This is a genomic window from Celeribacter sp. HF31, from assembly GCF_011806455.1.
Taxonomy (GTDB): domain Bacteria; phylum Pseudomonadota; class Alphaproteobacteria; order Rhodobacterales; family Rhodobacteraceae; genus Celeribacter.
The window spans coordinates 430,966-456,357 of record NZ_JAATOT010000001.1; the positions used below are offsets into that span (position 1 = coordinate 430,966).

Annotated in this window: 18 protein-coding genes; 14 read left to right on the plus strand and 4 right to left on the minus strand. The window is 61.5% G+C overall.

Going from position 1 to position 25,392, the window contains the following annotated elements:
• Positions 1-50 precede the first annotated feature (50 nt).
• Both HCZ23_RS02265 and HCZ23_RS02270 read right to left on the minus strand, forming a co-directional pair.
• A complete protein-coding gene (locus tag HCZ23_RS02265; protein ID WP_167600055.1) occupies positions 51-3,494 on the minus strand; it encodes a pyruvate carboxylase in 3,444 nt (1,147 codons plus the stop codon).
• 250 nt (positions 3,495-3,744) lie between these two features.
• Positions 3,745-5,295, minus strand: a complete 1,551-nt coding sequence (locus HCZ23_RS02270; RefSeq protein WP_167600056.1) for an MDR family MFS transporter — start codon at positions 5,293-5,295, stop codon at positions 3,745-3,747.
• A 178-nt stretch (positions 5,296-5,473) separates the two neighbouring features.
• Between HCZ23_RS02270 and HCZ23_RS02275 the strand changes: the two genes are divergently transcribed.
• From HCZ23_RS02275 to HCZ23_RS02285, 3 genes are all read left to right on the plus strand, one after another.
• The gene (locus HCZ23_RS02275) at positions 5,474-6,103 is read left to right on the plus strand and encodes a MarR family winged helix-turn-helix transcriptional regulator (RefSeq protein ID WP_167600057.1); all 630 of its coding nucleotides are present in this window, start codon (positions 5,474-5,476) and stop codon (positions 6,101-6,103) included.
• A gap of 84 nt (positions 6,104-6,187) precedes the next feature.
• Complete coding sequence (locus HCZ23_RS02280; protein ID WP_167600058.1) at positions 6,188-8,689, plus strand: ATP-dependent helicase; 2,502 nt, start codon at positions 6,188-6,190, stop codon at positions 8,687-8,689.
• Positions 8,690-8,770: 81 nt separating this feature from the next.
• Entirely contained in the window at positions 8,771-9,928 is a 1,158-nt protein-coding gene (locus HCZ23_RS02285; protein ID WP_167600059.1) for a Hint domain-containing protein, read from the plus strand.
• Positions 9,929-10,393: 465 nt separating this feature from the next.
• On the opposite strand, the gene HCZ23_RS02290 is transcribed toward HCZ23_RS02285, so the two are convergent.
• Complete coding sequence (locus HCZ23_RS02290; RefSeq protein WP_167600060.1) at positions 10,394-10,609, minus strand: DUF1127 domain-containing protein; 216 nt, start codon at positions 10,607-10,609, stop codon at positions 10,394-10,396.
• A gap of 391 nt (positions 10,610-11,000) precedes the next feature.
• On the opposite strand from HCZ23_RS02290, the gene HCZ23_RS02295 reads away from it, so the two are divergent.
• The 11 genes from HCZ23_RS02295 (at position 11,001) to murD (ending at position 24,354) form a co-directional block, all read left to right on the plus strand.
• Positions 11,001-12,092 carry an Mrp/NBP35 family ATP-binding protein gene (locus HCZ23_RS02295; RefSeq protein ID WP_167600061.1) on the plus strand — a complete coding sequence of 364 codons (1,092 nt, stop codon included), beginning with the start codon at positions 11,001-11,003 and terminating at the stop codon, positions 12,090-12,092.
• Between the two features lie 247 nt (positions 12,093-12,339).
• Positions 12,340-12,756 (plus strand): universal stress protein, encoded by a 417-nt coding sequence (locus HCZ23_RS02300; protein WP_167600062.1) that lies wholly within the window; start codon positions 12,340-12,342, stop codon positions 12,754-12,756.
• Positions 12,757-12,844: 88 nt separating this feature from the next.
• Positions 12,845-14,458 carry a BCCT family transporter gene (locus HCZ23_RS02305; protein ID WP_167600063.1) on the plus strand — a complete coding sequence of 538 codons (1,614 nt, stop codon included), beginning with the start codon at positions 12,845-12,847 and terminating at the stop codon, positions 14,456-14,458.
• 695 nt (positions 14,459-15,153) lie between these two features.
• Positions 15,154-15,645 (plus strand): division/cell wall cluster transcriptional repressor MraZ, encoded by a 492-nt coding sequence (mraZ, locus tag HCZ23_RS02310; protein WP_167600304.1) that lies wholly within the window; start codon positions 15,154-15,156, stop codon positions 15,643-15,645.
• A 1-nt stretch (position 15,646) separates the two neighbouring features.
• Positions 15,647-16,636 carry a 16S rRNA (cytosine(1402)-N(4))-methyltransferase RsmH gene (gene rsmH, locus HCZ23_RS02315; protein ID WP_167600064.1) on the plus strand — a complete coding sequence of 330 codons (990 nt, stop codon included), beginning with the start codon at positions 15,647-15,649 and terminating at the stop codon, positions 16,634-16,636.
• A 2-nt stretch (positions 16,637-16,638) separates the two neighbouring features.
• A complete protein-coding gene (locus tag HCZ23_RS02320) occupies positions 16,639-17,010 on the plus strand; it encodes a cell division protein FtsL (protein WP_167600065.1) in 372 nt (123 codons plus the stop codon).
• Entirely contained in the window at positions 17,007-18,809 is a 1,803-nt protein-coding gene (locus HCZ23_RS02325) for a penicillin-binding protein 2 (protein ID WP_167600066.1), read from the plus strand. Before HCZ23_RS02320 ends, HCZ23_RS02325 begins: the two co-directional genes overlap by 4 nt.
• Before the next feature lie 26 nt (positions 18,810-18,835).
• The gene (locus tag HCZ23_RS02330; RefSeq protein WP_167600067.1) at positions 18,836-20,308 is read left to right on the plus strand and encodes a UDP-N-acetylmuramoyl-L-alanyl-D-glutamate--2,6-diaminopimelate ligase; all 1,473 of its coding nucleotides are present in this window, start codon (positions 18,836-18,838) and stop codon (positions 20,306-20,308) included.
• Positions 20,308-21,717, plus strand: a complete 1,410-nt coding sequence (gene murF / locus HCZ23_RS02335) for a UDP-N-acetylmuramoyl-tripeptide--D-alanyl-D-alanine ligase (protein WP_167600068.1) — start codon at positions 20,308-20,310, stop codon at positions 21,715-21,717. Before HCZ23_RS02330 ends, murF begins: the two co-directional genes overlap by 1 nt.
• A gap of 96 nt (positions 21,718-21,813) precedes the next feature.
• Positions 21,814-22,896 (plus strand): phospho-N-acetylmuramoyl-pentapeptide-transferase, encoded by a 1,083-nt coding sequence (gene mraY / locus HCZ23_RS02340; RefSeq protein WP_167600069.1) that lies wholly within the window; start codon positions 21,814-21,816, stop codon positions 22,894-22,896.
• A gap of 60 nt (positions 22,897-22,956) precedes the next feature.
• On the plus strand, positions 22,957-24,354 hold the full coding sequence (gene murD / locus HCZ23_RS02345) for a UDP-N-acetylmuramoyl-L-alanine--D-glutamate ligase (RefSeq protein WP_167600070.1): 1,398 nt from the start codon (positions 22,957-22,959) through the stop codon (positions 24,352-24,354).
• On the opposite strand, the gene HCZ23_RS02350 is transcribed toward murD, so the two are convergent.
• Positions 24,351-25,349, minus strand: coding sequence for a DNA topoisomerase IB (locus HCZ23_RS02350; protein ID WP_167600071.1), 999 nt, complete (start codon positions 25,347-25,349; stop codon positions 24,351-24,353). The two genes, murD and HCZ23_RS02350, sit on opposite strands and share 4 nt — an antisense overlap.
• Positions 25,350-25,392 lie beyond the last annotated feature (43 nt).

The window sequence follows — 25,392 nt, forward strand, 5'->3', positions numbered from 1 at the left end:
CCGATGTGGCGGGGCTTTCCAATTTTCGTGCCCGTTTTCGTTCCAGATGCTTACTCGAATTCGACCAGCAAATCCTTGGCGTCGATCTGGGCGCCCGGGGTGACATGGGCGGCCTTGACCGTGCCGTCCTGATCGGCGGTGATCGAGGTTTCCATCTTCATCGCTTCGATGGTCAAAAGCACATCGCCTTTCTTCACCGACTGCCCGGCCACGACCGCAACCGTGGCCACAACACCCGGCATCGGCGCGCCGACGTGTTTCGGGTTGCCGAGTTCTGCCTTGGCGTTGGCCACCACCGAAGAGGCGGCGGAGCGGTCCTTGACGCGCACGGTACGCGGCTGGCCGTTCAGCTCGAAAAAGACTTTGACCTCGCCAATCTCATTGGGGTCCGACACCGCCTGACAGCGGATCTCAAGCGTCACGCCCGGATCAATCGAGGCAGAAATCTCTTCGCCCTCCTGCATGCCGTAGAAGAAGTTCTGCGTCGGCAGCACCCGCACCGGCCCGTATTGCTCGTGGCGGGTGACGTAATCGGTGAAGACCTTCGGATACATCAGGTAGCCGTTGAAATCCTCGTCGTCGAAGTCGACATCCGGGAATTTCGCCGCCAGTTCCGCCCGCAGCTCCGCAAAATCAGCCGGGGGCAGGTGCTTGCCGGGACGTTCGGTGTTGGGTTTTTCCTTGCCCAGAACCTTCTTGATGATCTTGTCGGGGAAACCACCCGGGGGTTGGCCCAGGTTGCCGCGCATCATGTCGACAACAGAGTCCGGGAAGGCGACGTCATGCTTCGGATCCTCGACCTGATCGCGCGTGAGGCCCTGGGAGACCATCATCAAAGCCATGTCGCCGACCACTTTCGACGACGGCGTCACTTTGACGATGTCGCCGAACATCATGTTCACGTCGGCATAAGACTGCGCCACCTCATGCCAGCGCTCTTCGAGACCCAACGAGCGGGCCTGCGCCTTGAGGTTGGTGAACTGGCCACCGGGCATCTCGTGCAGGTAGACCTCGGAAGCAGGGGCTGCGAGGCCGCTCTCAAACGCCTTGTACTGACCGCGCACGGCTTCCCAGTAGTTCGACATTTCGCGGATCGCCGCGATGTCCAGACCTGTGTCGCGCTCGGTGAACCGCGTGGCCTCAACGATAGACCCCAGGCACGCTTGCGATGTACCGCCGGAGAAAGCATCCATGGCCGCGTCCACCGCATCCACGCCCGCGTCAGCGGCGGCGAGGATGGTGGCGGCGGCGGCGCCCGAGGTGTCATGGGTGTGGAAATGGATCGGCAGGCCGACCTCTTCTTTCAACGCCTTGACCAACTGACGCGCCTGCGCCGGTTTCAACAGGCCTGCCATGTCCTTGAGCCCCAGCACATGGGCGCCCGCGGCTTTCAGGTCCTGACCCATTTTGACGTAGTACTTGAGGTCGTATTTCGACCGTGCCGGATCGAACAAATCCCCAGTGTAGCAAATCGTGCCTTCACAGACCTTGCCGCTCTCGATCACCGCATCCATCGCGACGCGCATGTTCTCGACCCAGTTGAGGCTGTCGAACACACGGAACACATCGACGCCGGTCTCGGCGGCCTGACGCACGAATTCCTGCACCACGTTGTCCGGGTAGTTGGTGTAGCCGACGCCGTTCGAGGCGCGCAACAGCATTTGCGTCATGATGTTGGGCATGCGCTCGCGAATGTCGCGCAGACGCTGCCACGGGCATTCCTGCAAGAAGCGATAGGCCACGTCAAAGGTCGCGCCGCCCCAGCATTCGACCGAGAACAGCCCAGACAGGTTGGCCGCATAGGCAGGCGCCGCGTTGATCATGTCAATCGACCGCATCCGGGTCGCCAAAAGCGATTGGTGCCCGTCGCGCATCGTGGTGTCGGTGATCAAAAGCTGTTTCTGCGCCAGCATCCAATCGGCCACCGCCTGCGCGCCTTCAGTCTCAAGCAACTGACGGGTGCCTGCCGCCGGGGTCTCCACTTTGAGCTGCGGCACCACGGGTTTGCGCGCATCTGCGGCGGGTTTCGCGCGGCCAAGCGTCTCCGGGTGACCGTTCACCGTGATGTCGGCGAGATAGGTCAGGATTTTCGTGGCCCGGTCACGGCGCGGTTTGAAATCGAACAGCTCCGGCGTCGTGTCGATGAATTTCGTGGTGTATTCATTCGACAGGAACGTCGGGTGTTTCAAAAGGTTCTCGACGAAAGCGATGTTGGTCGACACGCCGCGAATACGGAATTCGCGCAGCGCCCGGTCCATCCGCGCAATCGCGGCCTCGGGCGTGCGCGCCCAGGCGGTCACTTTCGTGAGCAAGCTGTCGTAATAGCGCGTGATCACCGCACCCGAATAGGCCGTGCCGCCGTCCAAACGGATGCCCATGCCAGTGGCCGAGCGATAGGTGGTGATGCGGCCATAGTCGGGGATGAAGTTGTTGGTCGGGTCCTCGGTCGTCACACGGGTCTGAAGCGCATGGCCGTCGAGTTTCACGTCATATTGGCTGGCCACGCCGGTGGCTTCCATCAGAGATTTGCCCTCGGCAATCAGGATCTGCGCCCGGACGATGTCGATGCCGGTGACTTCCTCGGTGACAGTGTGCTCCACCTGCACGCGGGGGTTCACCTCGATGAAGTAGAACTTGCCGCTTTCCATATCCATCAGGAATTCGACGGTGCCGGCGCATTCGTAATTCACGTGCTCACAGATGCGCTTGCCCAGATGACACAGCTCTTCGCGCTGCGCAGGCGAGAGGAAGGGGGCAGGGGCGCGTTCCACGACTTTCTGGTTGCGGCGCTGCACCGAGCAATCGCGCTCGTAGAGGTGGTAGATGTTGCCGTGCTGATCGCCGAGGATTTGCACCTCGACGTGACGCGCCTTGATGATCATCTTCTCGAGGTAGCCCTCGCCATTGCCAAAGGCGGCTTCGGCCTCGCGGCGGCCCTCTTTGACCTTTTCCTCAAGCTCTTCGACATTGTTGATCGGACGCATGCCGCGCCCGCCGCCGCCCCAGGAGGCCTTGAGCATCAGCGGAAAGCCGATCTCTGCGGCTTCCTTGCGGATTGCGTCAAAGTCGTCGCCCAAGACCTCAGTGGCCGGGATCACCGGCACGTCGGCTTCGATGGCCACCTTGCGCGCGGAGGCCTTGTCGCCCAGCTGGCGCATGGTCTTGGCTTTCGGACCGATGAAGGTGATGCCCGCCGCCGTACAGGCATCGACGAAATCGGGGTTTTCAGAGAGGAGGCCGTAGCCCGGGTGGATCGCATCTGCGCCCGACAGTTTGGCAACGCGGATGATCTCTTCGATGGAGAGATAGGCCGCCACCGGCCCCATGCCCTCGCCGATCTTATAGGCTTCATCCGCCTTGAAGCGGTGCAGCGACAGCTTGTCCTCTTCGGCATAGATCGCGACGGTGCGTTTCCCCATCTCGTTGGCGGCACGCATCACGCGGATCGCAATTTCGCCCCGGTTCGCGATCAGGACTTTCTGGAAATCGGCCATGGCAAGCTTCCCCTCTTGCTGTTTTTCACATCAGGTTAGTGATTTCTGCACTGCAGTAAATCCCTTTAGCGCGCCACATGTGGGGCTGGCAGAAGATTTGCGACGTCAGGCTGCGATTTTTGATGTGATGGGGGCGGGAAATGGCCGGGTTTGCAATTTTTGCAGAAAAAAATGGGGGATTAGCAAAGGCCCGGGCGGTGGAGGCCGGGCCTTTGCAAAGCGGTTTCGCAGGAATCAGAGGGGCAGAATGTCAGCTTTCGCGCGACCGGAGCGGGATTTCGCGCAAGAACACGGCCAAGACCAAACCGACCAGCGCAAGGGCGGCGGCGATCCAGTAGACCGGATGCAGGGCGACGGAAATCGTCTGGCCAATCAGATCGCGCGTGGCCTCGGGAAGCTGCGCCAACATCTGAGGCCCAAGTTCGGCGACATTGGCCAATCCACCCGCCGGACCATCGACCGAGGCTTCGACATTGGCCTCGGTCATCATGGTCGCCATCCGGCTGGCAAAGAGGGCGCCAAAGAGCGCGACGGCGATGGAGCCGCCGACCTGACGGAACATCAATCCCGCCGCTGTGGCGGTGCCGATCTGTTCGCGCGGCACAGCGTTTTGCACGGCGGTGGTCACCACCGGGAAAATACAGCCCATGCCCGCGCCAAGTCCCGTCAAAGACAGCCAGAGCGACCAGGAGTGCATGTCCGGCGACAGCCGTGTGAGCGAGACAAGTGCCACCGTGGCCAGGCTCAGCCCGATCACCGGCAAAAGGCGATAGCGCCCGGTGCGGCTCATATATTGGCCGGAGAGGGTCGAGGCGATGAGGATGCCGAAGGTCATCGGAATGAGTTGCAGCCCGGATTGCGTCGCGGTCGCGCCCTTCGCCATTTGCAGAAACACCGGGATGAAGGTCAGCGCCCCGAACATCAGCGCGCCGGTGACGAAAGAGATCGCCGAGGTGATGGTGAAGACATTCATCTTGAACAGGCCGATCGGCAGGATCGGCTCGGAGGCCTTTTGCTCGATCGCGACAAACCCGAGGGTTGAGATGAGAAACAGCGCCATGAGCGACAGGCCGATGGGGGAGGTGAGGCCGAATTCCTTGCCGCCCAGAGCGGTCAAAAGCACGATGGACGACAGCGACAGCGTGAGTGCGACGGCGCCCGCGTAGTCTACTTTGTGCTGCACGCGACGCCCCAAGGGTTTGAAGCCAAAAACAAACCCCGCGAGAGCCAGCGCGCCGAAGGGCAGGTTGATGTAGAAAATCCAGTGCCAGGACAGCGTGTCGACGAACCAGCCACCTAACAGAGGCCCGGCGACAGAAGAGACGCCGAAAACGCCCGCAAAGACGCCCTGAATCTTGCCACGTTCCTTGGGCGGGATCACGTCGCCGATGATCGACAGCGCCAAAACGAAGAGCCCGCCACCGCCAAGCCCCTGAAGTGCGCGGGCGGCGATGAGAAAGCCCATCGAATTTGCCAGACCGCATAGAATGGAGCCGGTCAGGAACAGAGTCACCGAAAAGATCACCACATTGCGCCGCCCGTAAAGATCGCCGAGCTTGCCATAAAGCGGCGCGACCACGGTGGAGGCGAGGATATAGGCGGTGACCACCCAGGACAGATGCTCCAACCCGCCGAGATCGGCGACGATGGTGGGAAGCGCGGTGGAGACGATGGTCTGATCGAGCGCGGCCAAAAGCATGAGCACGGCGACGGAGCCGATCACCAGTCGGACGGAGGTGTGCTCTTTGGGACGCTCGGATGTGGCCTCATCGGGCCGAGGGGATATGTGCGTGTGCGGCATGGGAACTCCTTTCGCCCGTCCGTGTTGTCATCACGTCGTTGTCATTCCGGCGGGCGTGTGCCTCACGAGGGTGAGGCCTTTGCGGTCAGATAGCGCTAAATGCAGGTATGTGTCAACAGCACATAAATGTGACTGTCATGTAATTGACATTGACACATATTCATGCGACCCCATCGCCATGACCCAAGATCACACTCCCGATATGACGCCTTCTCCAGAGAGCACCCTCGTAAAGCGCCCGGCAAAACGCCCGGCTGACCCGCGCGTGCACGCCGGCGTGCCTGAGTTTCTGACCGGGGAGGGATTTTCCGACCCGGCGGTCACGGCTTTGCTCGATCTCGACCTGTCGCTGTTTCAATGGCGACGCATGGCGGAGAAGGGCGAGTTCAAAGGCAAGGTGATCGCGGGCATGTCTGAGGCGCTGGAACCCGCGCTGTTGCAGGGGCTTTTGTCCGTGGCGCAAATCTCCGCCGGTCTCGGGCGCGACCGGCCCGAGCCGCCGACCATTGGTATGGTCGCAGAGGTCATGTCCGTCGACCCCTCGCGCGCCTCACGCATTGTCTCCGAACTGGTTTCGCGCGGCTATGTGGCGCGTCAGGCGGTGCAGGAAGACGCGCGCAAATCCGTTCTGGTCATGACGCCGAAATCGAAAACCCTTTTGGGCGAGTTCACCCTGTCGAAATGGCGCATCATGGCGCAGGTCTTCGCGGGGTGGTCCGGCGAAGACATTTCCGACTTCTCACGCCTCTTTGCGCGCTATGTGTCTGGGCTGGTTGAGGCGGTCTCTGAGTCTTCCGAGAAACCCTAACCCGGCATCTTTCTGCGCAACGCGCGTGAGAACAATAGAAGAACGCACTTTTCCTCGGCGCGGCTCTTCTGTATCCTGCTCCCCATGAGCAGTTTCAATGAAGACGACGCCTTCGAGGCGGCGGTGCAGCCCCAACGTCCCTCCCTCTCCCAACTCGCGATGCAAGGCGCACGCGAGGCCGCCTTTGGTGCGCCCGACACATCGTATCTCGACACGCTGAACGACGCACAGCGCGAGGCGGTGGAGACGCTCGACGGGCCTGTCCTGATGCTCGCAGGGGCGGGGACGGGGAAGACCAAGGCGCTCACCGCGCGGATTGCGCATCTCTTGAACACCGGCCGCGCGCAGCCGCGTGAAATCCTTGCCGTGACCTTCACCAACAAGGCCGCGCGGGAGATGAAGGGACGTGTCGCCGGGCTGATGGGGATGGAGCTTGAGGGCATGCCCTGGCTCGGCACGTTCCACTCGGTCTGCGTCAAACTCCTGCGTCGCCACGCCGAACTTGTCGGGCTCAAGTCGAACTTTACCATTCTGGACACGGACGACTCGATCCGGCTCTTGAAACAGCTGATCTCAGCGGCGGGCATCGACGAGAAACGCTGGCCCGCGCGTCAGCTCTCCGGCATGATCGACAATTGGAAAAACCGCGCCCTCACGCCCTCTGCTGTCTCTGGCGGAGAGGGCAGTGAATTCAATGGCATGGGCGTCAAACTTTATGCGCAGTATCAAGAGCGTTTGGCGACACTGAACGCCGTCGATTTCGGCGATCTTCTGTTGCATATGGTGGTGATTTTCCAGAAACACCCGGACCTCTTGGAGCAATATCAGCGCTGGTTCAAATACATCCTCGTGGACGAGTATCAGGACACCAACGTCGCGCAATATCTCTGGCTGCGGCTCCTCGCGGGCGGGCATAAGAACATCTGTTGCGTTGGAGATGACGACCAGTCGATCTACGGCTGGCGCGGCGCCGAAGTGGGCAACATCCTGCGGTTCGAAAAGGATTTTCCCGGCGCCAAAGTTGTGCGCCTTGAGCAGAATTACCGCTCCACGCCACATATCCTCGCCGCCGCCTCGTCGGTGATCGCGGGCAACCGGGATCGTCTGGGCAAGGAGCTTTGGACCTCTGAAACCGACGGCGAATTGGTGCGCCTTATCGGCCATTGGGATGGCGAAGAAGAGGCGCGTTGGGTCGGCGAAGAGATCGAGGCGCTGCATGGCGGAACGCGGAGCCGCCTGCGCAAATATTCCCTCGACGACATTGCCATTCTGGTGCGCGCCTCGCATCAAATGCGCGCTTTCGAGGATCGGTTCCTCTCCATCGGGCTGCCGTATCGCGTGATCGGCGGGCCACGGTTTTACGAGCGGATGGAGATCCGCGATGCCATGGCCTATTTCCGCATCGTCACCCAGCCTGAGGACGATCTGGCGTTCGAGCGCATCATCAACACGCCGAAACGCGGGGTGGGCGATAAGGCACTGCAAGAGATCCAGATGTGTGCCCGCCGCCATGGCGTGCCGCTTTTGGAGGCGGCGGGGATTGCCGTGGAAGAGGGGCTTTTGAAGGGCAAGGCCAAGTCGAGTGTCGCGCAACTTGTGGCCGACATCGAGCGGTGGTCGTCGCTGAACGTCCAACAGATTCGCTACGGCGTCGAGGACGAAGATGCGCTGGTGGAAGACGTCGCCTATGACCCCGCCGAGATCGGCCATATCGAATTGGCCGAGAAAATTCTCGACGAATCTGGCTACACCGCCATGTGGCAGAACGACAAAACACCTGAGGCGCCGGGGCGGCTCGAGAACCTCAAGGAACTCGTCAAAGCCCTGGAACAATTCGACAATCTCGCAGGCTTTCTCGAACATGTCGCGCTGATCATGGACAATGACAGCGGCGAAGACGGCGAGAAGGTCACCATCATGACGCTGCACGGCGCCAAGGGGCTTGAGTTCCCGGTCGTCTTCCTGCCCGGCTGGGAAGAGGGGCTGTTCCCGTCGCAGCGCTCGATGGATGAAAACGGCACCAAGGGGCTCGAGGAAGAGCGCCGTCTGGCCTATGTCGGCATCACCCGCGCCGAGGAGCTTTGCACAATTTCCTTTGCCGCCAACCGCCGGGTCTACGGTCAATGGCAATCGCAGCTCGCCTCGCGTTTCATTGATGAACTGCCGGTCGATCACGTCGACATCCTGACGCCCAACGGCCTTTACGGCGCGCAGGGTGGCATGGGGGGCAACATGGGGGGACGTGATGGGGGACGTGATCGGGCGCTTGACGATTATGCCCAGACCTCCGCCACTCGCTTTAACGAGCGCGCGTCCAAGGCCGATGTTTACAATTCGCCGGGCTGGAAACGGATGCAGGAACGCACCCAGAGGGCCGGCACGCCGCGTGCGCCCGTCACGCTCGATATGAAAGCCAGCGCGTCCTTTACGTTGGGCGACCGGGTGTTCCACAAGAAATTCGGCTATGGCGAAGTGATGGAAATCGAGGGCGAAAACCTCACTGTGGAATTCGACCACTCGGGCACGAAAAAGCTCAAGGCAGGGTTCGTGATGCCCGCCGACCAAGCGGGCGACGTGCCATTCTGACTCAGAATCAGTGGGTTTTTACGGGCAATTAAGGAGTTTCGGATAGGCTCAGGCCTGATTTAAACCCTGAGATATGTCCCGATGCCCCTGAGAATCGAAGCCATCGACAGCCAGTTCGCGGCCGCGACCGGATCAAATGTGAATTCGGGGCCGGGGACCTCACAATTCGACTATCCGCCGACCTCGACCAATGGTTTGATCATCGAATCCCAGCCGGGCGATGACAGCCCCTATATCTTTTCGCCGGGCGACACCTATACGCTGACCTTCTCCGGTCAGGGCGGCGACACGATTGAAAACGCCACGGTGGTGCGCTCCGACTATATCGATATGAATGGCGATACGGGCTATGCCGTGGTGTTCGAGGGTTACGACAGCAACGGCGATCTGACGCAGGTCGTCTGGACGCCGGAATTCGATCTCGAAAGCTGGTATTGGGACAATTTCAGCGGCGGGCAAACGCCGGGCTTCTACAACACCGACCAATCCGCAGCGACCACCTATCAGGCCGTGTGTTTCGAGGCTTCTATGCTGATTGAAACGCCCGACGGGTCCCGTGCCGTCGCTGATCTGAAGCCGGGCGATCCGGTGGTGACCCTTGATCACGGGGTGCAACCGATCCGCTGGATGGCATCGCGGCAAGTGCGCGGATGGGGTCGGCATGCGCCGGTGATCTTTGCGCCCGGCAGTTTTGACAATCCGGAGCCTGTGGTGCTGAGCCAGCAACACCGCATCCTGCTCGACCTGCCGACCGAGGGGATGCATCCGGCGGGGCGCCAGCTTTTGGTCCCGGCGGTGTCCTTTGTCGATGGGCGAAACGTCCGAGTGCGGCCGCGCGATGAGATCACTTATGTGCATCTCTTGCTCGAAGATCACGGTCTGGTTTCCTGCCACGGGATCGCCTGTGAAAGCCTTTATCTGGGGCAGGTGGCGCGCGATGTCTTGGGGGTGATGGACGGCTATACCCCTGGCGGAATTGCTACGGGCTCGATCGAGAGCTTCCTCGACCTTTTTGCGGGGCACAGGGCGCAGCAACCCGCGCGCCCCTTCCTCTCCCCGCGTGAAGGTCAGGCTTTGCTGCACCGTCTGGCCGGACTGCCGGAGCGCAAACCCGCCATGCTCATGAAACGTGGGCGCCAACATCAGCGGGACTATCGCCTCGACCCGACGAAGTATCCCGGCGCGCCCGGCTTGCGCGGCCTGCCGGCCTTTGAGCGCATACTTGAGCTCGCGGCCTGAGTATCCGGCCTGAGCGCCAGCTCCGCCTTTCCCTCTGAACTCTGCTAAAGACCTCTGCCCAAAACGCCGCATCTCCGGCGCGTTTTCGCATGTCTGAACAAAAAAACACCCGCGTCCAGGGAGGAGGAGAGGACGCGGGTGCTCTTGCATCGGACCACGAGGGAGGAGGAGTGGGTCCGTATAAGAAAGAAATGCGGCGGTGTCAGGGAGGAGGAAGACACCGCCGCCTTCAGTCACGATCCCTCAGGGAGGAGGAAGAGAGATCGCATCTCTGGGGCGAGGCCCCGTTATTGGTGCGACGATGCCAGGGAGGAGGAAGCATCGTCGCTCTGGTCTTCAAGGTCCCAGGGAGGAGGAGAGGGACCCCGAATTCCGGTATCTGGTGCGGCAGCGCCAGGGAGGAGGAGAGGCGCCGCCGCAGGTATCAGGGCCTCAGGGAGGAGGAGGAGGCCGTGATGAGAATTCTTATTTGCCGTATGCGGCCTCGTGGGCCACGGCGTTGATGGATGCGCGGGACATGCCCAGATCGCGCAGGTCGCGGTCGCTCAGGCCGGAGAGTTCCAGCATCGTCTCGCGATAAACGCGGTAACGGGCAACACGTTCCCCGAGTGCTTTGAACAGCCCGCCGAAGAGACCGGAGGAAGCCGTTGCGGCGCTGTTGATGTCGTTTGCGTAAGCCATGTGACTTTAACCTTAGATATGCGTTCGGACCGATGTCCGCAGGATGCGCCGCCGCTCGGTCCCTTCGGGCTTCTGCCGGTCTTCGAGTGAACCACCTGGAGTGAACCGTGAGGTCTTTCGAAGCAAACCGCTTTGGTGCGGTCGAAGGTGCCTGCCTTGGCTGCTGTTGAACCTAATATTGTGGAATTGCTGCGTTTGCACAATCCACCCAATCGGCATTGCCGCTATGCAGAATATGCATGAGTGGTCCTGACCTATTTTTCACAGTGCCTATTCTCTATGCATTCGGTCACGGGTATCGGTGGATTGAGCGCTGGAAATAGGTCAGTAAACCCCCTATTTCGTAGGGAAAGCCGACCAAACCGCCGACCAAATTGAAAGAGGGGACCCTATGTCCGTCACGCAAGACCAAATCATGGCAGAACTGCGCAAAGTGGCGCTGCCCGGGGGCTCGAATCTGGTGGAATCCGACCTCGTGCGCGCTCTGACGCTACGTCACGGCGAGGTCAGTTTCGTGATTGAAGCGCCGGATGCCGCCACCGCACAGGCCTGGGGACAGGTCGAATCGCAGGCCAAAGCCCTGCTCGAAGCGCTCGATGGGGTGGAAAAAGTCTCCATCGTCATGACGGCTCACGGCCCCTCTTCGCCGAAGCCGGCGCCCGCCGCCGGAAGCGAGCCGCCGAGTCTCAAGATCGGCCGTCATCCGACCCCGCAGCAGGGCAAACAAGGCGTGCCGGGCGTCAAACACATCATCGCCATTGCCTCCGGCAAGGGCGGCGTGGGTAAATCCACCGTCTCCGCCAACCTCGCCGTGGCGCTGGCGCGTCAGGGGCGCAAGGTCGGCCTGTTGGATGCCGACATCTACGGCCCGTCGCAGCCGCGCATGATGGGAATCAACAAACGCCCCGCCTCGCCGGATGGCCAGACCATCGAGCCGCTGCACGCTCATGGCGTCACGCTGATGTCCATCGGTTTCATGATCCCGGACGGCGAAGCGGTCGTCTGGCGCGGGCCGATGTTGATGGGCGCGATGCAGCAGATGTTGGGGCAGGTGGCCTGGGGCGAGCTGGATGTGCTTTTGATCGACATGCCGCCGGGCACCGGCGATGTGCAGCTCACGCTGGGGCAAAAGACCGAACTCACCGGCGCGCTGGTGGTCTCGACGCCGCAGGACGTGGCGCTGATCGATGCGCGGCGCGGTATTTCGATGTTCGAAAAGCTGAAGGTGCCGGTGCTGGGCCTGATTGAGAACATGTCCACCTATGTCTGTCCGAACTGCGGCCATGAAGATCATATCTTCGGCCATGGCGGTGTCGCGCAGGAGGCGGACAAACTTGGCGTGCCGCTTTTGGCGGAGCTGCCGCTGGCGATCGAGGCGCGGGTTGCGGGGGACGAAGGCACGCCGGTTGCGGCGGGCGATTGGCCATTGGCCGCGCCCTATATGGCGCTCGCCGAGCGGCTGGTGAAAATCGGCGTAGCCTAAGCCTCGCCCCTGACGCGCTCCTAAATCCTAGGTTTCAAAAGAGATTTAGCGCCCCTCCTGTGTGGGGGCGCTTTGCATTTCACTCTGCACGAATTTGCCAATTGGGCCCTTTGGGTCTATACTTAACGGGCTGAAAAGCATCTTGCCACGATGTGGAACACTGCTGCGCATCGCTTACCTGCGATGCGTTTTGCCGAAAGGATATCGACGGGCCGGCAAGCCCGCTAAAATTCCCCGAAAGGACGACATGTTTACCAAAATTATGGTCCCTGTGGACCTCGCTCATGTGGATAAGCTGACCCGCGCGCTGGACGCGGCCGCTGATCTCGCATTGCATTACAGTGCCTCCGTCACCTATGTCGGTGTCACCGCCGAAACCCCGGGCTCCTTGGGGCATAACCCGCATGAATATGCAGAACGTCTGGCGCAATTCGCGCAAGACCAGGGCAAACGCCACGGCTTCGCGGTCGAAACCCGTGCTGTGGTCAGTCACGATCCGGCCGTCGATCTCGAAAAATCTCTGGCCAAAGCGGTCAAGGAGGCGGGCGCCGATCTGGTCGTCATGGCCACCCATGTCCCGAATGTCGCAGATCATTTCTGGCCGTCGCATGGCGGCAAGCTTGCCAGCCACACCGACGCCTCGGTCTTTCTCGTGCGCGGCTGATCCGGCCTGACGCCGATTTTATCCCCCTCTGCGCGCGCTGTCTCAGAGGGGAGGGCGTTTCACATTCAAATCTCTAAGGAGTATTCATATGAGCGATGACGGCATTCCCGCCCCAGAGGGCGACGCCGCTTTGATCGAGACCGATTACGAAATCGGTCAGGACAATATCACCACAAGCGTCGGGCCGGTGGGCCTCGATATTCATAACCCCGTTTTCCTGATTTCCGGGCTCTCCATCCTGATCTTCGTCCTCGTGACGCTGGCCTTTCAAGAACAGGCCGGGACGATTTTCACCCATCTGCGCGATTGGCTGACCTCGACCTTCGATTGGTTCTTCCTGTTGGCGGGCAATATTTTCGTGCTGTTCTGCTTTTTCCTGATCCTGTCGCCTTACGGCAAGGTGCGGATCGGCGGCATGGAGGCCACGCCCGACTATTCTTATAGCGGCTGGTTCGCGATGCTCTTTGCGGCGGGCATGGGCATTGGCTTGATGTTCTATGGCGTCTCCGAGCCGATTTCGCATTTCACCTCCTCCTTCGCCGACACCGCAGGCACGCCCGAAAGCTGGGCGCCGCTGGCCGGCGCGCCGGGCGATGTCGAGGCTGCGCGTCGTCTGGGCATGGCGGCGACGATTTTCCATTGGGCCTTGCACCCATGGGCGATTTACGCGGTCGTGGCGCTCTCTCTGGCGTTGTTCTCCTTTAACAAGGGGCTGCCCCTGACAGTGCGCTCGGTGTTCTACCCGATCTTTGGGGAACGCATCTGGGGCTGGCCGGGCCACATCATCGACATTCTTGCGGTCTTCGCGACGCTCTTCGGGTTGGCGACCTCGCTGGGTTTCGGTGCGGAACAGGCCAATGCGGGGCTCAATCACCTCTTCGGCATTCCGGTCAACGATGTCTCAAAAGTCATCCTGATCGCCATCATCACCGGCTTTGCGCTTTTGTCCGTCGTGGCGGGGCTCGATGCAGGGGTCAAACGCCTGTCCGAGATCAACATGGCGCTGGCGGCGCTGCTGTTGATTTTCGTGATCGTTGTCGGCCCGACCATGGCGATCCTGACCGGGTTCTTTGCCAATCTGAAGGCTTACGTGGTCGATCTTCCCGCGCTGTCCAATCCGTTCGGGCGCACGGATGACAATTTCCGCCAAGGCTGGACGGCCTTCTATTGGGCCTGGTGGATTTCCTGGTCGCCGTTTGTGGGCATGTTCATTGCGCGGGTGTCGCGGGGGCGGACCGTGCGGGAGTTCCTGATTGCCGTGCTGATCGTGCCGATGCTGGTTTCTGTTCTCTGGATGACGGCCTTCGGCGGTACCGCGATCAGCCAGATCGTCAATGACGGCTACACGGCGGTGACCGATGCGGCGCTTGAGTTGAAACTCTTCGCCATGTTGGAGGCTCTGCCCCTCAAAAGCATCACCTCCTTTATCGCGATCATTCTGGTCATCGTGTTCTTTGTGACCTCGTCGGACTCCGGCTCTCTGGTGATCGACACGATCACGGCGGGTGGCAAGGTCGACGCGCCGGTGCCGCAACGCGTGTTCTGGGCGGGCTTCGAAGGCCTCGTCGCGATTGCGCTTTTGCTGGGCGGTGGCCTCGGTGCGCTTCAGGCGATGGCGGTTTCGACCGGCTTTCCCTTCACCATCGTGCTGTTGTTGGCGTGCTACGCCACATGGCGCGGCCTGCAAGCCGAGCCGCGGTAACCGCCATTTGCATCCACGCATTTAAAGGGGCCTTCGGGCCCCTTTTTCATGGCGATATTTCGCGTCATGGGATGTCATGGAGCTCGTCGCCCCTCATCCATGGGACTTCATGGGAATTCTGGGAATTCATGGGCATCTGCCAGTGGAGCGAATCACTTTCACACACAATCCTGTGGATAACTTGGTGGATTGCTTGCGGGATTGGAGAGAGCTGTGGGGTGTCTCTCGATTTTCCAGGGAGATCGTCCGGTCTTTTGGGGATACTAAATATGGTTGAGTGAGGTCTAAATATATCTACATATGCTCTCATTTTCGTGAGGACGTCCCTCTAGCCCTTGAGTGTCAAGGGTCTGTGGAGCAAGATATGGTGCCTGTGGAGAAAAAATCCATTGATTACCATGAATTCCCATAGCATAGTGAGTTCATCCGGTGAGGTGGAGATGAGCGGCGCATTCAAGACCGCGAAAAAAGACCCATAAGTCAGGTTCATACAGGCATCCATTCTCTCCAGAACAAAGAGATCCGGCGCGCGAGCGAGCAGACATCCCCCCAGGTGGCGCGCGCAGTCCGGACAACCCGTTGATCGGGACGAGGGCGGCGGATTGAGCAGTGGCAGCAGCTCATTCCGCCGTTTCGCTTAAAAGCCCCCGGAGTTTCGGGGCAGGGACAGGATAAGGAGCGCCCCGGTGGTCGGGATGTTTATCGGCGAACACACCTTTAAGGTGGACGGAAAGGGACGCGTGTCGATCCCCGCCGATTTTCGTCGTGAACTCGAACTAGGTGATCCTCTGGCCGCCGAGACCGGCCGTCCCCGCATGGTCATCGTCTACGGCCACGACAAACAGAAACAGCTGATCGTTCACACCTATGAGGGCTACCGCGCCTTGGCCGCCGACATCGCGCGCCTGCCGCGGGGTTCGGAAAAGCGCAAGATCATGGAGCGCATGATCCTCAACCGCGCGCGCCCGACCGAGGTGGACAACGATGGCCGTCTGGTCCTGCCGCAGCCGTTGCGCGACAAGATCGACCTCGATGGTGTGGCCTATTTCGCCGGCATGGGCGAGACTTTCGAGATTTGGAAGCCGGAGACGCACGAGGCTGTGGATGCCGCGATCTCCGACAAATGGCTGGAAGAGCAGGGCGAGGATTTCGATCCGCTGAGCCTCTTGGACGATCTGGAGGTCTGAGATGGCCTCGGATGACAAAAAACCCCACATCCCGGTCCTGCTGAACCCGCTTCTGCGGGAATGCGCCCCCATCACGGGCCGTTGGCTCGATGGCACCTTTGGCGCGGGCGGCTATACAAAAGGCCTGATCGCAGAGGGCGCAGATCACGTCACCGGCGTCGATCGCGATCCGCTGGCGCATGAGATGGCTGCCGCTTGGATCAACGAGCCTCCCTATAAAGGCAAGATTTCCCTCGTGCTCGGCACCTTCGGTGAGATGGATCAATATGCCTCGGACCTCGATGGCGTGGTGCTCGATCTCGGCGTCTCCTCGATGCAGCTCGATCTGGCCGAGCGTGGCTTTTCCTTCATGAAGGACGGCCCGCTCGACATGCGCATGTCGCAGGATGGCATGTCTGCCGCAGATTTCGTCAACACGGCGGATGAGGCAGAGATCGCCGCGGTGCTGTTTCACTACGGCGAGGAAAAACAGTCGCGCAAAATCGCCCGGGCCATCGTCAAGGACCGCGTCGAAAAGGCACCGTTCACCACGACTTTGCAACTGGCGAGCCTGATCGAGCGCCTGCTGCCGCGCAAGAAACCGGGGCAAAGCCATCCGGCGACCCGCACCTTTCAGGCGATCCGCATCGCGGTGAACGACGAATTCGGTCAGCTCATTGAGGGGCTCGAAGCCGCCGAGCGCGCGCTCAAACCCGGCGGTCAACTGGCGGTCGTGAGCTTTCATTCGCTCGAAGATCGCGTGGTCAAACGTTTTTTCCAAGCGAGGGCCTCGACGGGGGGTGGCGGGTCGCGCTATGCTCCCGAACAAGAGGTGAAAACACCCGGTTTCGAGCAGCTCTCCAAAGCCATCGGTCCCGATGCGGACGAGCTAGACGTGAACCCGCGCGCGCGGTCTGCGCGGTTGCGGGTCGGTCGGCGGACCAACGCGCCTTTCGAGGCGGTGGACCGGGCGTCCATGGGGTTGCCGAAACCAGTTCTGAGGCGGGATTAACGATGCGTGGGTTCTATACTATTGTTGCAAGTCTGGTGGTTATGGGGTTGGGCTTTTGGGCCTACCAGGAAAACTATGCCACCCAGCGCGTGCTCAAACAGGTCAGCCATCTGCAACGCGAGATCGGTCATCAGCGCGAAGAGCTGGCCGTGTTGAAAGCCGAATGGGCCTATCTCAACCGCCCGGATCGCCTGCGTGATCTGGCCGAAATCAACTTTGACCGTCTGGGTCTTTTGCCGTTTCAACCCGAACAATTCGGTCGCGTCGATCAGGTGGCTTTCCCGCAGGAAGAAGACCTGATCCTGGAGTTGACCGAGACCTATGATGTGGTGGGGTCGCTGGGGGCGATTGACGCCGGAGAAGGTGAAGAATGACGATCCGCACGCCGCTCCGCCCGCTCATCCGCGTGTTGCAAGCCCGGCAAAAGGGCGAAAACCCCGACGCCATCGAACGCGAAAACCTGCGCCTGCGTCACGAGGAAATGCGCGACCGCTCCCGCCTTCGGGCCGAGGGGCGGCTTTTGGTCTTGGGCCTGTGTTTCGTCTCGGCCTTTGTTGTTGTCGGTGCCCGCATGGGGCAGGTGTCGGCCACTGTGCCCGAAGAGCCGCGCGCCGAGGCCTCCGGCACGCCCATTTTGGCACAGCGCGCCGACATCGTGGACCGCAACGGCCGCATTCTGGCCACGAACCGCGTGACCAATTCGCTCTACGCCCAGCCGCAGGAAATGATCGACCCGATCCATGCCGCCGAGGAACTGGTGCGGATTTTCCCCGATCTCGACCGCGAGCGCCTGATCCGCGACTTCACCGGCACGCGTAAGTTCCTCTGGATCAAGAAAAAGATCGCCCCCGAACAACAGCAGGCCGTGCATGACATCGGTGAGCCGGGTCTGTTGTTTGGTCCGCGCGAAGAGCGTTTGTACCCCAATGGCATGCTGGCCGCTCATGTTTTGGGCGGGACCAAATTTGGTCGCGAAGGTGTGATGAGCGCCGAGATTGTCGGCCAGTCCGGCATCGAAAAAGAGATGGACGCCTATCTGCGCGACCCGGCCAATGGCGACAAGCCGCTGCAACTTTCGATCGACATGACGGTGCAGACCACCATTCGCGAGGTGCTTTACGGCGGCATGCGGATGCTGAACGCCAAGGGCGCCGCCGCCGTGATGATGGATGCCAACACCGGCGAGATCATTTCGCTTGTGTCGCTGCCGGATTTCGACCCGAACTCGCGTCCGAAGTTTTTCGAAGGCAAGGACCCAAGCAACAATCCGCGTTTCAACCGCGCGGTGCAGGGCGTCTATGAGCTTGGCTCGACCTTCAAGATTTTCGCCGCCGCGCAGGCGATGGAATTGGGGCTGGCCGGTCCCGACACGTTGATCCCGGCCACCCCGCCGTTTCGCTGGGGCAAGTTCTCCATCGGTGAATTCGAAGGCCACAACTACGGCCCGAACCTTAGCCTGACGGGCATGATCGTCAAATCCTCGAACGTCGCCACCGCCCATATCGCGCAACAGATCGGTGTGGAGCGTCAACAGGCCTTCTTGAAATCCTTGGGCTTTTTCGAACCTGTGCCGGTGGAACTCTCTGAGGCACCGTCTGGCAAGCCGCTGTTGCCGCCGCATTGGTCGGAGCTTTCGACTCTGACCATCGGCTATGGCCACGGGCTGTCGGCCTCGCCCTTGCATCTGGCGACCGCTTACGCTTCGCTCCTGAATGGCGGCACGCAGGTCACGCCGACGCTGATCAAACGCGATGGCTTCGTGCCCAAAGGTCCGCGTGTGGTGCGCGAAGAGGTCTCGCGTGCGGCGCGTTCTATGCTGCGCCAAGTGGTTTCAAGCCCCGAAGGCACCGCGTCCTTCGCCGAAGTCCCGGGCTATCACGTCGGCGGCAAGACCGGCACGGCAGACAAGCCGCGCCCGCAAGGCGGCTATTACGAGGACAAGACCATCAACACCTTTGCCTCGATTTTCCCGGCGGAAGACCCGAAATATGTGCTGATCGTGACCATGGACGAGGCGGTGGAAACCTCTGGCCCGAAACCGCGTCGCACAGCCGGCTGGACCGCCGTTCCGGTCGCCGGCGAGGTGATCCGCCGCACGGCGCCGCTTTTGGGATTACGTCCCGAGATTGAATCCCCCTCCCAAGCTGCGGTAACACTGACCGCGACGCATTGAACGACGAGCAAACGGAGAGCGCGGTCATGATGAAATCTCTATCGGAGCTGGGATTGACCGCGCAAAGCGGCGGAGAGACCCAAATCACCGGGCTTTCCGTCGACAGCCGTCGGGTTGAACCGGGCCACTTGTTTGCGGCACTGCCGGGCGCGCATGCCCATGGCGCCTCTTTCGTGCCGATGGCGCTCACCATGGGTGCGAAAGCCATTCTGACCGACCCCGAGGGCGCGCGCATGGCCGCCGATGCGATTGCCGAACACCGCCCGTCCGTGGTGGTGGTCGAAGACCCGCGTCAGGCGCTGGCCTATGCCGCCGCGCTGTTTTATGGCGCGCAGCCCGATGTCATGGTCGCCGTCACCGGCACCAATGGCAAAACCTCGGTCGCGAGTTTCACGCGCCAGATTTGGCAGCTTCTGGGTGTGCCCGCGATCAACATCGGCACCACCGGCGTCGAGGGCGATTGGCAGGCGCCAAGCCCGCACACCACGCCGGAGCCGATCACGTTGCACGGCATGTTGTCAGAGGCTGCGCATGCGGGCGTGTCCCACGGCGCGATGGAAGCCTCTTCGCATGGGCTGGCGCAACGGCGTCTCGACGGGGTCGAACTGACCGCCGCCGCCTTCACCAATTTCACCCAGGATCATTTGGATTATCACGCCACGTTTGAGGCCTATTTCGCCGCCAAGGCCGGGCTCTTCACCCGCGTGTTGCCCGAGGACGGCGTGGCCGTCATCAACATCGACGATGCCAAAGGCATGGAACTCGAAGGCCTCTGCGCCGAACGTGGCATCGACGTGATGCGCGTGGGGCGCTCGGATGCGTCCGACCTGCGCATTGTCGGCCAACGGTTCGACGCGACGGGTCAGGACCTGCGCATTGATTTCGTGGGCAATATCTACCAGATCCGCCTCGATCTGATCGGCGGGTTTCAGGCCGAAAATGTCATGGTCGCAGCCGGTCTCGTGATGGCCTCAGGGGCCGATCCCGAAGAGGTGTTTTCCTGCCTGCCGAAACTGACCGGCGTGCGTGGACGGATGCAACATGCCGCGACGCGTGACAATGGCGCGGCGGTGTTCGTGGACTACGCCCATACCCCCGATGCCGTCGCCACCGCGATCAAGGCGCTGCGCCCGCATGTCATGGGCCGCATCATCGCCATCGTCGGCGCAGGCGGCGATCGGGATAAAACCAAACGCCCGCTGATGGGCAAGGCTGCGGCGGAAAACGCCGATCTGGTGATCGTGACCGACGACAATCCACGCTCGGAAGACCCCGCGTCGATCCGGGCCGAGGTTCTCGCCGGTGCGCCCGACGCCATTGAGGTCGGAGACCGCGCCGAGGCGATCCTGCGCGGCGTCGATGCGCTGCAACCGGGCGATGCTTTGTTGATCTGCGGCAAGGGGCATGAGAGCGGCCAGGTGATTGGCGACGACATCTTTCCGTTTGACGATGTGGAACAGGCCTCCATGGCGGTCTCTGCGCTGGATGGAGCGCTGTGATGAGTTCTGTGAGGCTCTGGACCTCGGAAGAGGCGGCACATGCGACGGGCGGCCGGGCGACGACATCCTTCGAGATCACCGGCGTTTCCATTGACACGCGCACGATCCAGCCGGGCGATCTGTTCGTCGCTTTGAAAGACATCCGCGACGGGCACGATTTCGTGGCGCAGGCCTTGGAGAAAGGCGCCGCCGCCGCTTTGGTGTCGCGCATTCCCGAGGGCGTGGCCGAAGATGCTCCGCTGTTGATCGTGGACGATGTGCTGCCCGCTTTGGAGCGCCTTGGTGCAGCCGCGCGCACCCGCGTCGAGGGCAAAGTCATCGGCGTCACCGGCTCGGTGGGCAAGACCTCAACCAAGGAAATGCTGCGCGCGATCCTCTCTGAGCAGGGCAAGACCCATGCCGCAGAGGCCAGCTACAACAACCATTGGGGCGTGCCCTTGACGCTCGCCCGCATGCCGAAAGACACGGACTTCGCCGTCATCGAGATCGGCATGAACCACCCCGGCGAGATCGCGCCTTTGGCCCAACTCGCGCGTCCTGACGTGGCGATGATCACGACGGTCGCGCCCGCGCACATGGCCGCTTTTGAAAGCTTAGAGGGCATCGCGCGCGAAAAAGCCGATATTTTCAAAGGGCTTGTGCCGGGCGGTGTGGCAGTCTTCAACGGTGATCTCGATGTGAATGACATTCTGGCGAGCGCCTGGGATGGCAACACCATCCGCTTTGGCGAAGACGAAACCTGCGCCGCACGGCTCATGTCTGTGGAATTGGACGACGGGTCGACGCGGGGCGTGGCTGTGATCGACACGGATCACGTCGATTTCACGCTCTCAACCGCCGGACGCCATTTTGCCGCCAATGCGGTGGGCTGTCTGGCCGTCGCCTATGCTTTGGGGGCGGATGTGGGAAAAGCCGCGCAGGACCTCACGCTTTGGGCGCCGCCCGAGGGGCGTGGTGCGCGCGAAACCATCACTTTGCCTGTCGGCGCGCCGGTCGAGCTGATCGACGATGCCTTCAACGCCAACCCGACGTCCATGGCCGCCGCTCTTGAGGTGCTGGCCAAGGCCCAGCCGCATGACACAGGCCGCCGGATCGCCATTCTGGGCGATATGTTGGAGCTGGGCGAAAAGGAAAACGCGATCCATGAGGGGCTCGCGGCCCTGCCGTGGTTTGCCACCGTCGATGCGGTGCATTGTGTCGGACCTTTGATGCGCGCGCTCTACGATGTCTTGCCCGAGGGGCGGCGCGGCGAATGGTTCGAGACGGCGAAAGAGGCGATTCCGGCGCTGTCGGCGCTGATCGGGCCGGGCGATGTGGTGCTTGTGAAAGGCTCCAAAGGATCGAAAGTCAGCCTTCTGGTTGACGCGCTGCGGGAATTGGGACAAGAGCCGCAGCACTCTAACGCATAAGTGCCGCAGCACGCTGGCGCATAAGTGCGGCGGTACAGGAAAAAATGCGTGCTATCGCACAGGATGAAGCACGGTGACGAAAGGTAAGTTGAGCGCATGTTGTATTGGATTTCGGGCCTCTCCGATGGCGGGGATTTTTTCAACCTGTTTCGCTACATCACCATGCGCTCGGGCGGAGCGTTTTTCACCGCGCTGATCTTCGCGATGATCTTTGGCCGTCCGCTGATCGACATGTTGCGTCGTCGTCAGGGCAAGGGACAGCCGATCCGCGATGACGGCCCCGAAACCCATTTCGCCAAGGCCGGCACACCTACGATGGGGGGGTTGCTGATCCTGACGGCTTTGTTGGTCTCGACGCTGCTCTGGGCGCGGCTCGACAATCCTTACGTCTGGATCGTGATGTTCGTGACCTTTGGCTACGGGTTGATCGGCTTTGCCGACGACTACGCCAAAGTGTCGAAATCCAACACCAAGGGCGTGTCGAGCAAGGTGCGGCTTTTGCTGGGCTTCGTGATTGCGCTGATCGCCTCTGTCTGGTCCTCCATGGTGCACCCGGAGGAGTTGCAATTCCAGCTGGCGCTGCCGGTGTTTAAGGATTTGCTCATCAATCTGTGGTGGTTTTTCATTCCCTTCGCGATGATTGTCATCGTGGGCGCCGCCAATGCGGTGAACCTCACCGATGGTCTCGATGGTCTGGCGATCATGCCGGTGATGATCGCCGCCGGAACGCTGGGCGCCATCGCCTATGTCGTGGGCCGTGTCGACTTTACCGACTATCTCGGCCTGCATTACGTGCCTGGCACCGGCGAAATCCTTGTCTTCACCGCCGCTTTGATCGGTGGTGGCCTGGGCTTTCTGTGGTTCAACGCGCCGCCTGCCGCCGTGTTCATGGGCGACACCGGGTCTTTGGCCTTGGGCGGCTCTTTGGGGGCGATTGCAGTGGCCACCAAACACGAGATCGTTCTGGCTATTGTCGGCGGTTTGTTCGTGGTCGAGGCCCTGTCCGTGATCATCCAGGTGCTCTATTTCAAACGCACCGGCAAACGCGTCTTCCTGATGGCGCCGATCCATCACCATTACGAGAAAAAAGGCTGGTCCGAGCCGACCATCGTGATCCGGTTCTGGATCATCTCTCTGGTGCTTGCGCTCATCGGTCTGGCGACGCTGAAACTGCGGTGAATTGAGAGGGGGCCAAGGCCCCCTTTTTTTGAGTATTTGGACAGCAAAGGAGCGAGCGTGATGATCCCTGTGCTTGGATACGTTGGTCAAAAAGTGGCTGTGTTGGGTCTTGGGCGGTCCGGTCTTGCGACCGCGCGCGCGTTGGAAGCCGGGGGCGCAGAAGCGCTGTGTTGGGACGATTCCGTCGAGGCGCGGGAGCGGGCGGAAGCCGAGGGGTTTACCATTCACGATCTGCACAAAGCGGGCGCTTTCGACGGCGTGGCCTGTCTCGTCGTCTCGCCCGGCATTCCGCATCTCTACCCGGAGCCGAACAAGGTGATCGCGCTGGCCTGGGACGCAGGCGTGCCGGTCGACAACGATATCGGGCTATTCTTTCGCTCGCTGGGGCAGGGCGATTGGATGGAGCATGACACGCCGCCGCGGGTCATTGCGGTGACCGGGTCGAACGGCAAATCGACCACCTCCGCGCTGATCCATCATATTTTCGAGGAAAACAGCACGCCGTGCCAGTTGGCGGGCAACATCGGGCGCGGGGTGCTGGACATTGAGCCGCCCGAGGAGGGCGAGGTGATCGTGCTGGAATTGTCCTCCTATCAGACCGATCTGGCCCGCGCTTTGACGCCCGATGTGGCGGTGTTTACCAATCTCTCGCCGGATCATCTCGACCGTCACGGCGGCATGGGCGGCTATTTCGCGGCCAAGCGGCGGCTGTTTGCCGAGGGAGGGCCGGATCGCGCCGTGATCGGTGTGGACGAAAAAGAAGGCCGCTATCTGGCGAACCAATTGGTGGAAAGCCCGGACGATTTGCGGCTCATCCGCGTGTCGTCGGGGCAAAAACTCGGCGGTCCCGGGTGGAACGTCTTTGCCCGCAAAGGCTTCCTGTCCGAGTACCGTAAGGGCAAGCAAACCGCCTCGATCGATCTGCGCGATATGGACGGGTTGCCCGGCGCGCACAACCATCAGAACGCCTGCGCTGCCTATGCCGCCGCTCGCGCGTTGAACCTGTCACCGAAAAGCATCGAAGCCGCTTTGCGCAGCTTCAAAGGCCTGCCGCATCGCTCGCAACTTGTGCGTGAGCTGAACGGCGTGCGCTATGTGAACGACAGCAAGGCGACCAATGTCGACGCTGCCGCCAAGGCGCTTCAGGCCTTTCCCCGCATTCGCTGGATCGCGGGCGGGCTGGGCAAGGATGGCGGGGTCGAGGATTTGAAACCCTTCCTCGGTTCGGTGTCGAAAGCCTATCTCATCGGCTTTTCCGCCCGCGATTTCGCGTTGCAGATCGGCGATACGCCTTACGAGATTTGCGAGACGATGGATGTTGCCGTCGCCAAAGCCGCACATGAGGCGGAGGAGGGCGAGACCGTGCTTTTGGCGCCTGCCGCCGCGTCCTTTGACCAGTTCCCGAATTTCGAGAAACGTGGCGAGGCCTTCGCAGCAGAGGTCGAAAAGCTGAGTTAACGTCCGAGAAACGCCAGCAATCGGGTCTCTGCGGCCGACAGTCCGCGCACCGCTTTGACGCTCACGTCCGGCAGGTCGTCCACCTCGGTCAGTGCGATGACATCGGGGTGGATGTAGCTGTTGCGCGCCACGGTCGGGGTGTTTTTCAACCGCTGGGCGGCGGCCTCGGACAGGCCTTTGATCGTCGTGACGCCGGCCTCGCGCGCCTCGAACGCCGCCAGCGTTCCGGCCCAGGTGCGAAAGGTTTTCGCGCTGAACCCCGCCTCCGTGTGATCGGCGATATAGCTGTTGAGCTGATCCGATCCGACATGATGCACCGTGCCCGCGTCATCGAGCCAGGTGATCAGCTCTGCGCCGGGCAGATCGCGCGCGGCGTCCAAAGTCTTGAGCAGCTTGCGATCCGTGATCCGCCGCCGCACCTTTTGACCGCCCTTGGCCACATAGGACAGTTGCAGGCCCGACGCCGTGAGTTTGAGATGTTTGCGCCGCAAAGTGAGCGCGCCGTAAGAGCCATTCTCGGCGGCATATTCGGCATTGCCGATCCTGAGTCCGAGTTTGTCGATCAACAACACGGCGGCGGCAAGCGCAAAGGCGCGGTCGCCGGGGTCTTCGGCCAGATCGCGGGTCACGCGACGGCGCAGTCGGGGCAGGGCTTTGCCAAAATCGGCCAACCCATCGAATTTGATCTGCGCGCGCGCCGCAGACCAGTCGGGGTGATAGCGATATTGCTTGCGGGCGCGGGCGTCAAAGCCGGTGGCCTGCAAATGGCCGTTGTCTTTCGGGCTGATCCAGACGTCGGTGTAGGCGGGCGGCACGGCCAAGGCCTCGCAACGGGCACGCAGCGGTCCATGCGCCAAAGTGGTGCCGTCCGGTCCGCGATAGGTAAAGCCCCGCCCGCAGCGCAGACGGGCAATGCCAGGCGCGCTGTCGGGGTAGAACACCAGACCTTGCGGGATCTCTGCACCGAGGCTTTCTTTTTCCAGATCGCGCGGCATCCCCTGTGCTCCCAGATGTTGACGATGTGAAGCCAACGCGGGA

Bases quoted from the DNA above. Each gene is read 5' to 3' on its own strand.
- HCZ23_RS02265 (WP_167600055.1), bottom strand. From the start codon at position 3,494: ATGGCCGATTTCCAGAAAGTCCTGATCGCGAACCGGGGCGAAATTGCG.
- HCZ23_RS02270 (WP_167600056.1), bottom strand. From the start codon at position 5,295: ATGCCGCACACGCACATATCCCCTCGGCCCGATGAGGCCACATCCGAG.
- HCZ23_RS02275 (WP_167600057.1), top strand. From the start codon at position 5,474: ATGACCCAAGATCACACTCCCGATATGACGCCTTCTCCAGAGAGCACC.
- HCZ23_RS02280 (WP_167600058.1), top strand. From the start codon at position 6,188: ATGAGCAGTTTCAATGAAGACGACGCCTTCGAGGCGGCGGTGCAGCCC.
- HCZ23_RS02285 (WP_167600059.1), top strand. From the start codon at position 8,771: ATGCCCCTGAGAATCGAAGCCATCGACAGCCAGTTCGCGGCCGCGACC.
- HCZ23_RS02290 (WP_167600060.1), bottom strand. From the start codon at position 10,609: ATGGCTTACGCAAACGACATCAACAGCGCCGCAACGGCTTCCTCCGGT.
- HCZ23_RS02295 (WP_167600061.1), top strand. From the start codon at position 11,001: ATGTCCGTCACGCAAGACCAAATCATGGCAGAACTGCGCAAAGTGGCG.
- HCZ23_RS02300 (WP_167600062.1), top strand. From the start codon at position 12,340: ATGTTTACCAAAATTATGGTCCCTGTGGACCTCGCTCATGTGGATAAG.
- HCZ23_RS02305 (WP_167600063.1), top strand. From the start codon at position 12,845: ATGAGCGATGACGGCATTCCCGCCCCAGAGGGCGACGCCGCTTTGATC.
- mraZ (WP_167600304.1), top strand. From the start codon at position 15,154: ATGTTTATCGGCGAACACACCTTTAAGGTGGACGGAAAGGGACGCGTG.
- rsmH (WP_167600064.1), top strand. From the start codon at position 15,647: ATGGCCTCGGATGACAAAAAACCCCACATCCCGGTCCTGCTGAACCCG.
- HCZ23_RS02320 (WP_167600065.1), top strand. From the start codon at position 16,639: ATGCGTGGGTTCTATACTATTGTTGCAAGTCTGGTGGTTATGGGGTTG.
- HCZ23_RS02325 (WP_167600066.1), top strand. From the start codon at position 17,007: ATGACGATCCGCACGCCGCTCCGCCCGCTCATCCGCGTGTTGCAAGCC.
- HCZ23_RS02330 (WP_167600067.1), top strand. From the start codon at position 18,836: ATGATGAAATCTCTATCGGAGCTGGGATTGACCGCGCAAAGCGGCGGA.
- murF (WP_167600068.1), top strand. From the start codon at position 20,308: ATGAGTTCTGTGAGGCTCTGGACCTCGGAAGAGGCGGCACATGCGACG.
- mraY (WP_167600069.1), top strand. From the start codon at position 21,814: ATGTTGTATTGGATTTCGGGCCTCTCCGATGGCGGGGATTTTTTCAAC.
- murD (WP_167600070.1), top strand. From the start codon at position 22,957: ATGATCCCTGTGCTTGGATACGTTGGTCAAAAAGTGGCTGTGTTGGGT.
- HCZ23_RS02350 (WP_167600071.1), bottom strand. From the start codon at position 25,349: ATGCCGCGCGATCTGGAAAAAGAAAGCCTCGGTGCAGAGATCCCGCAA.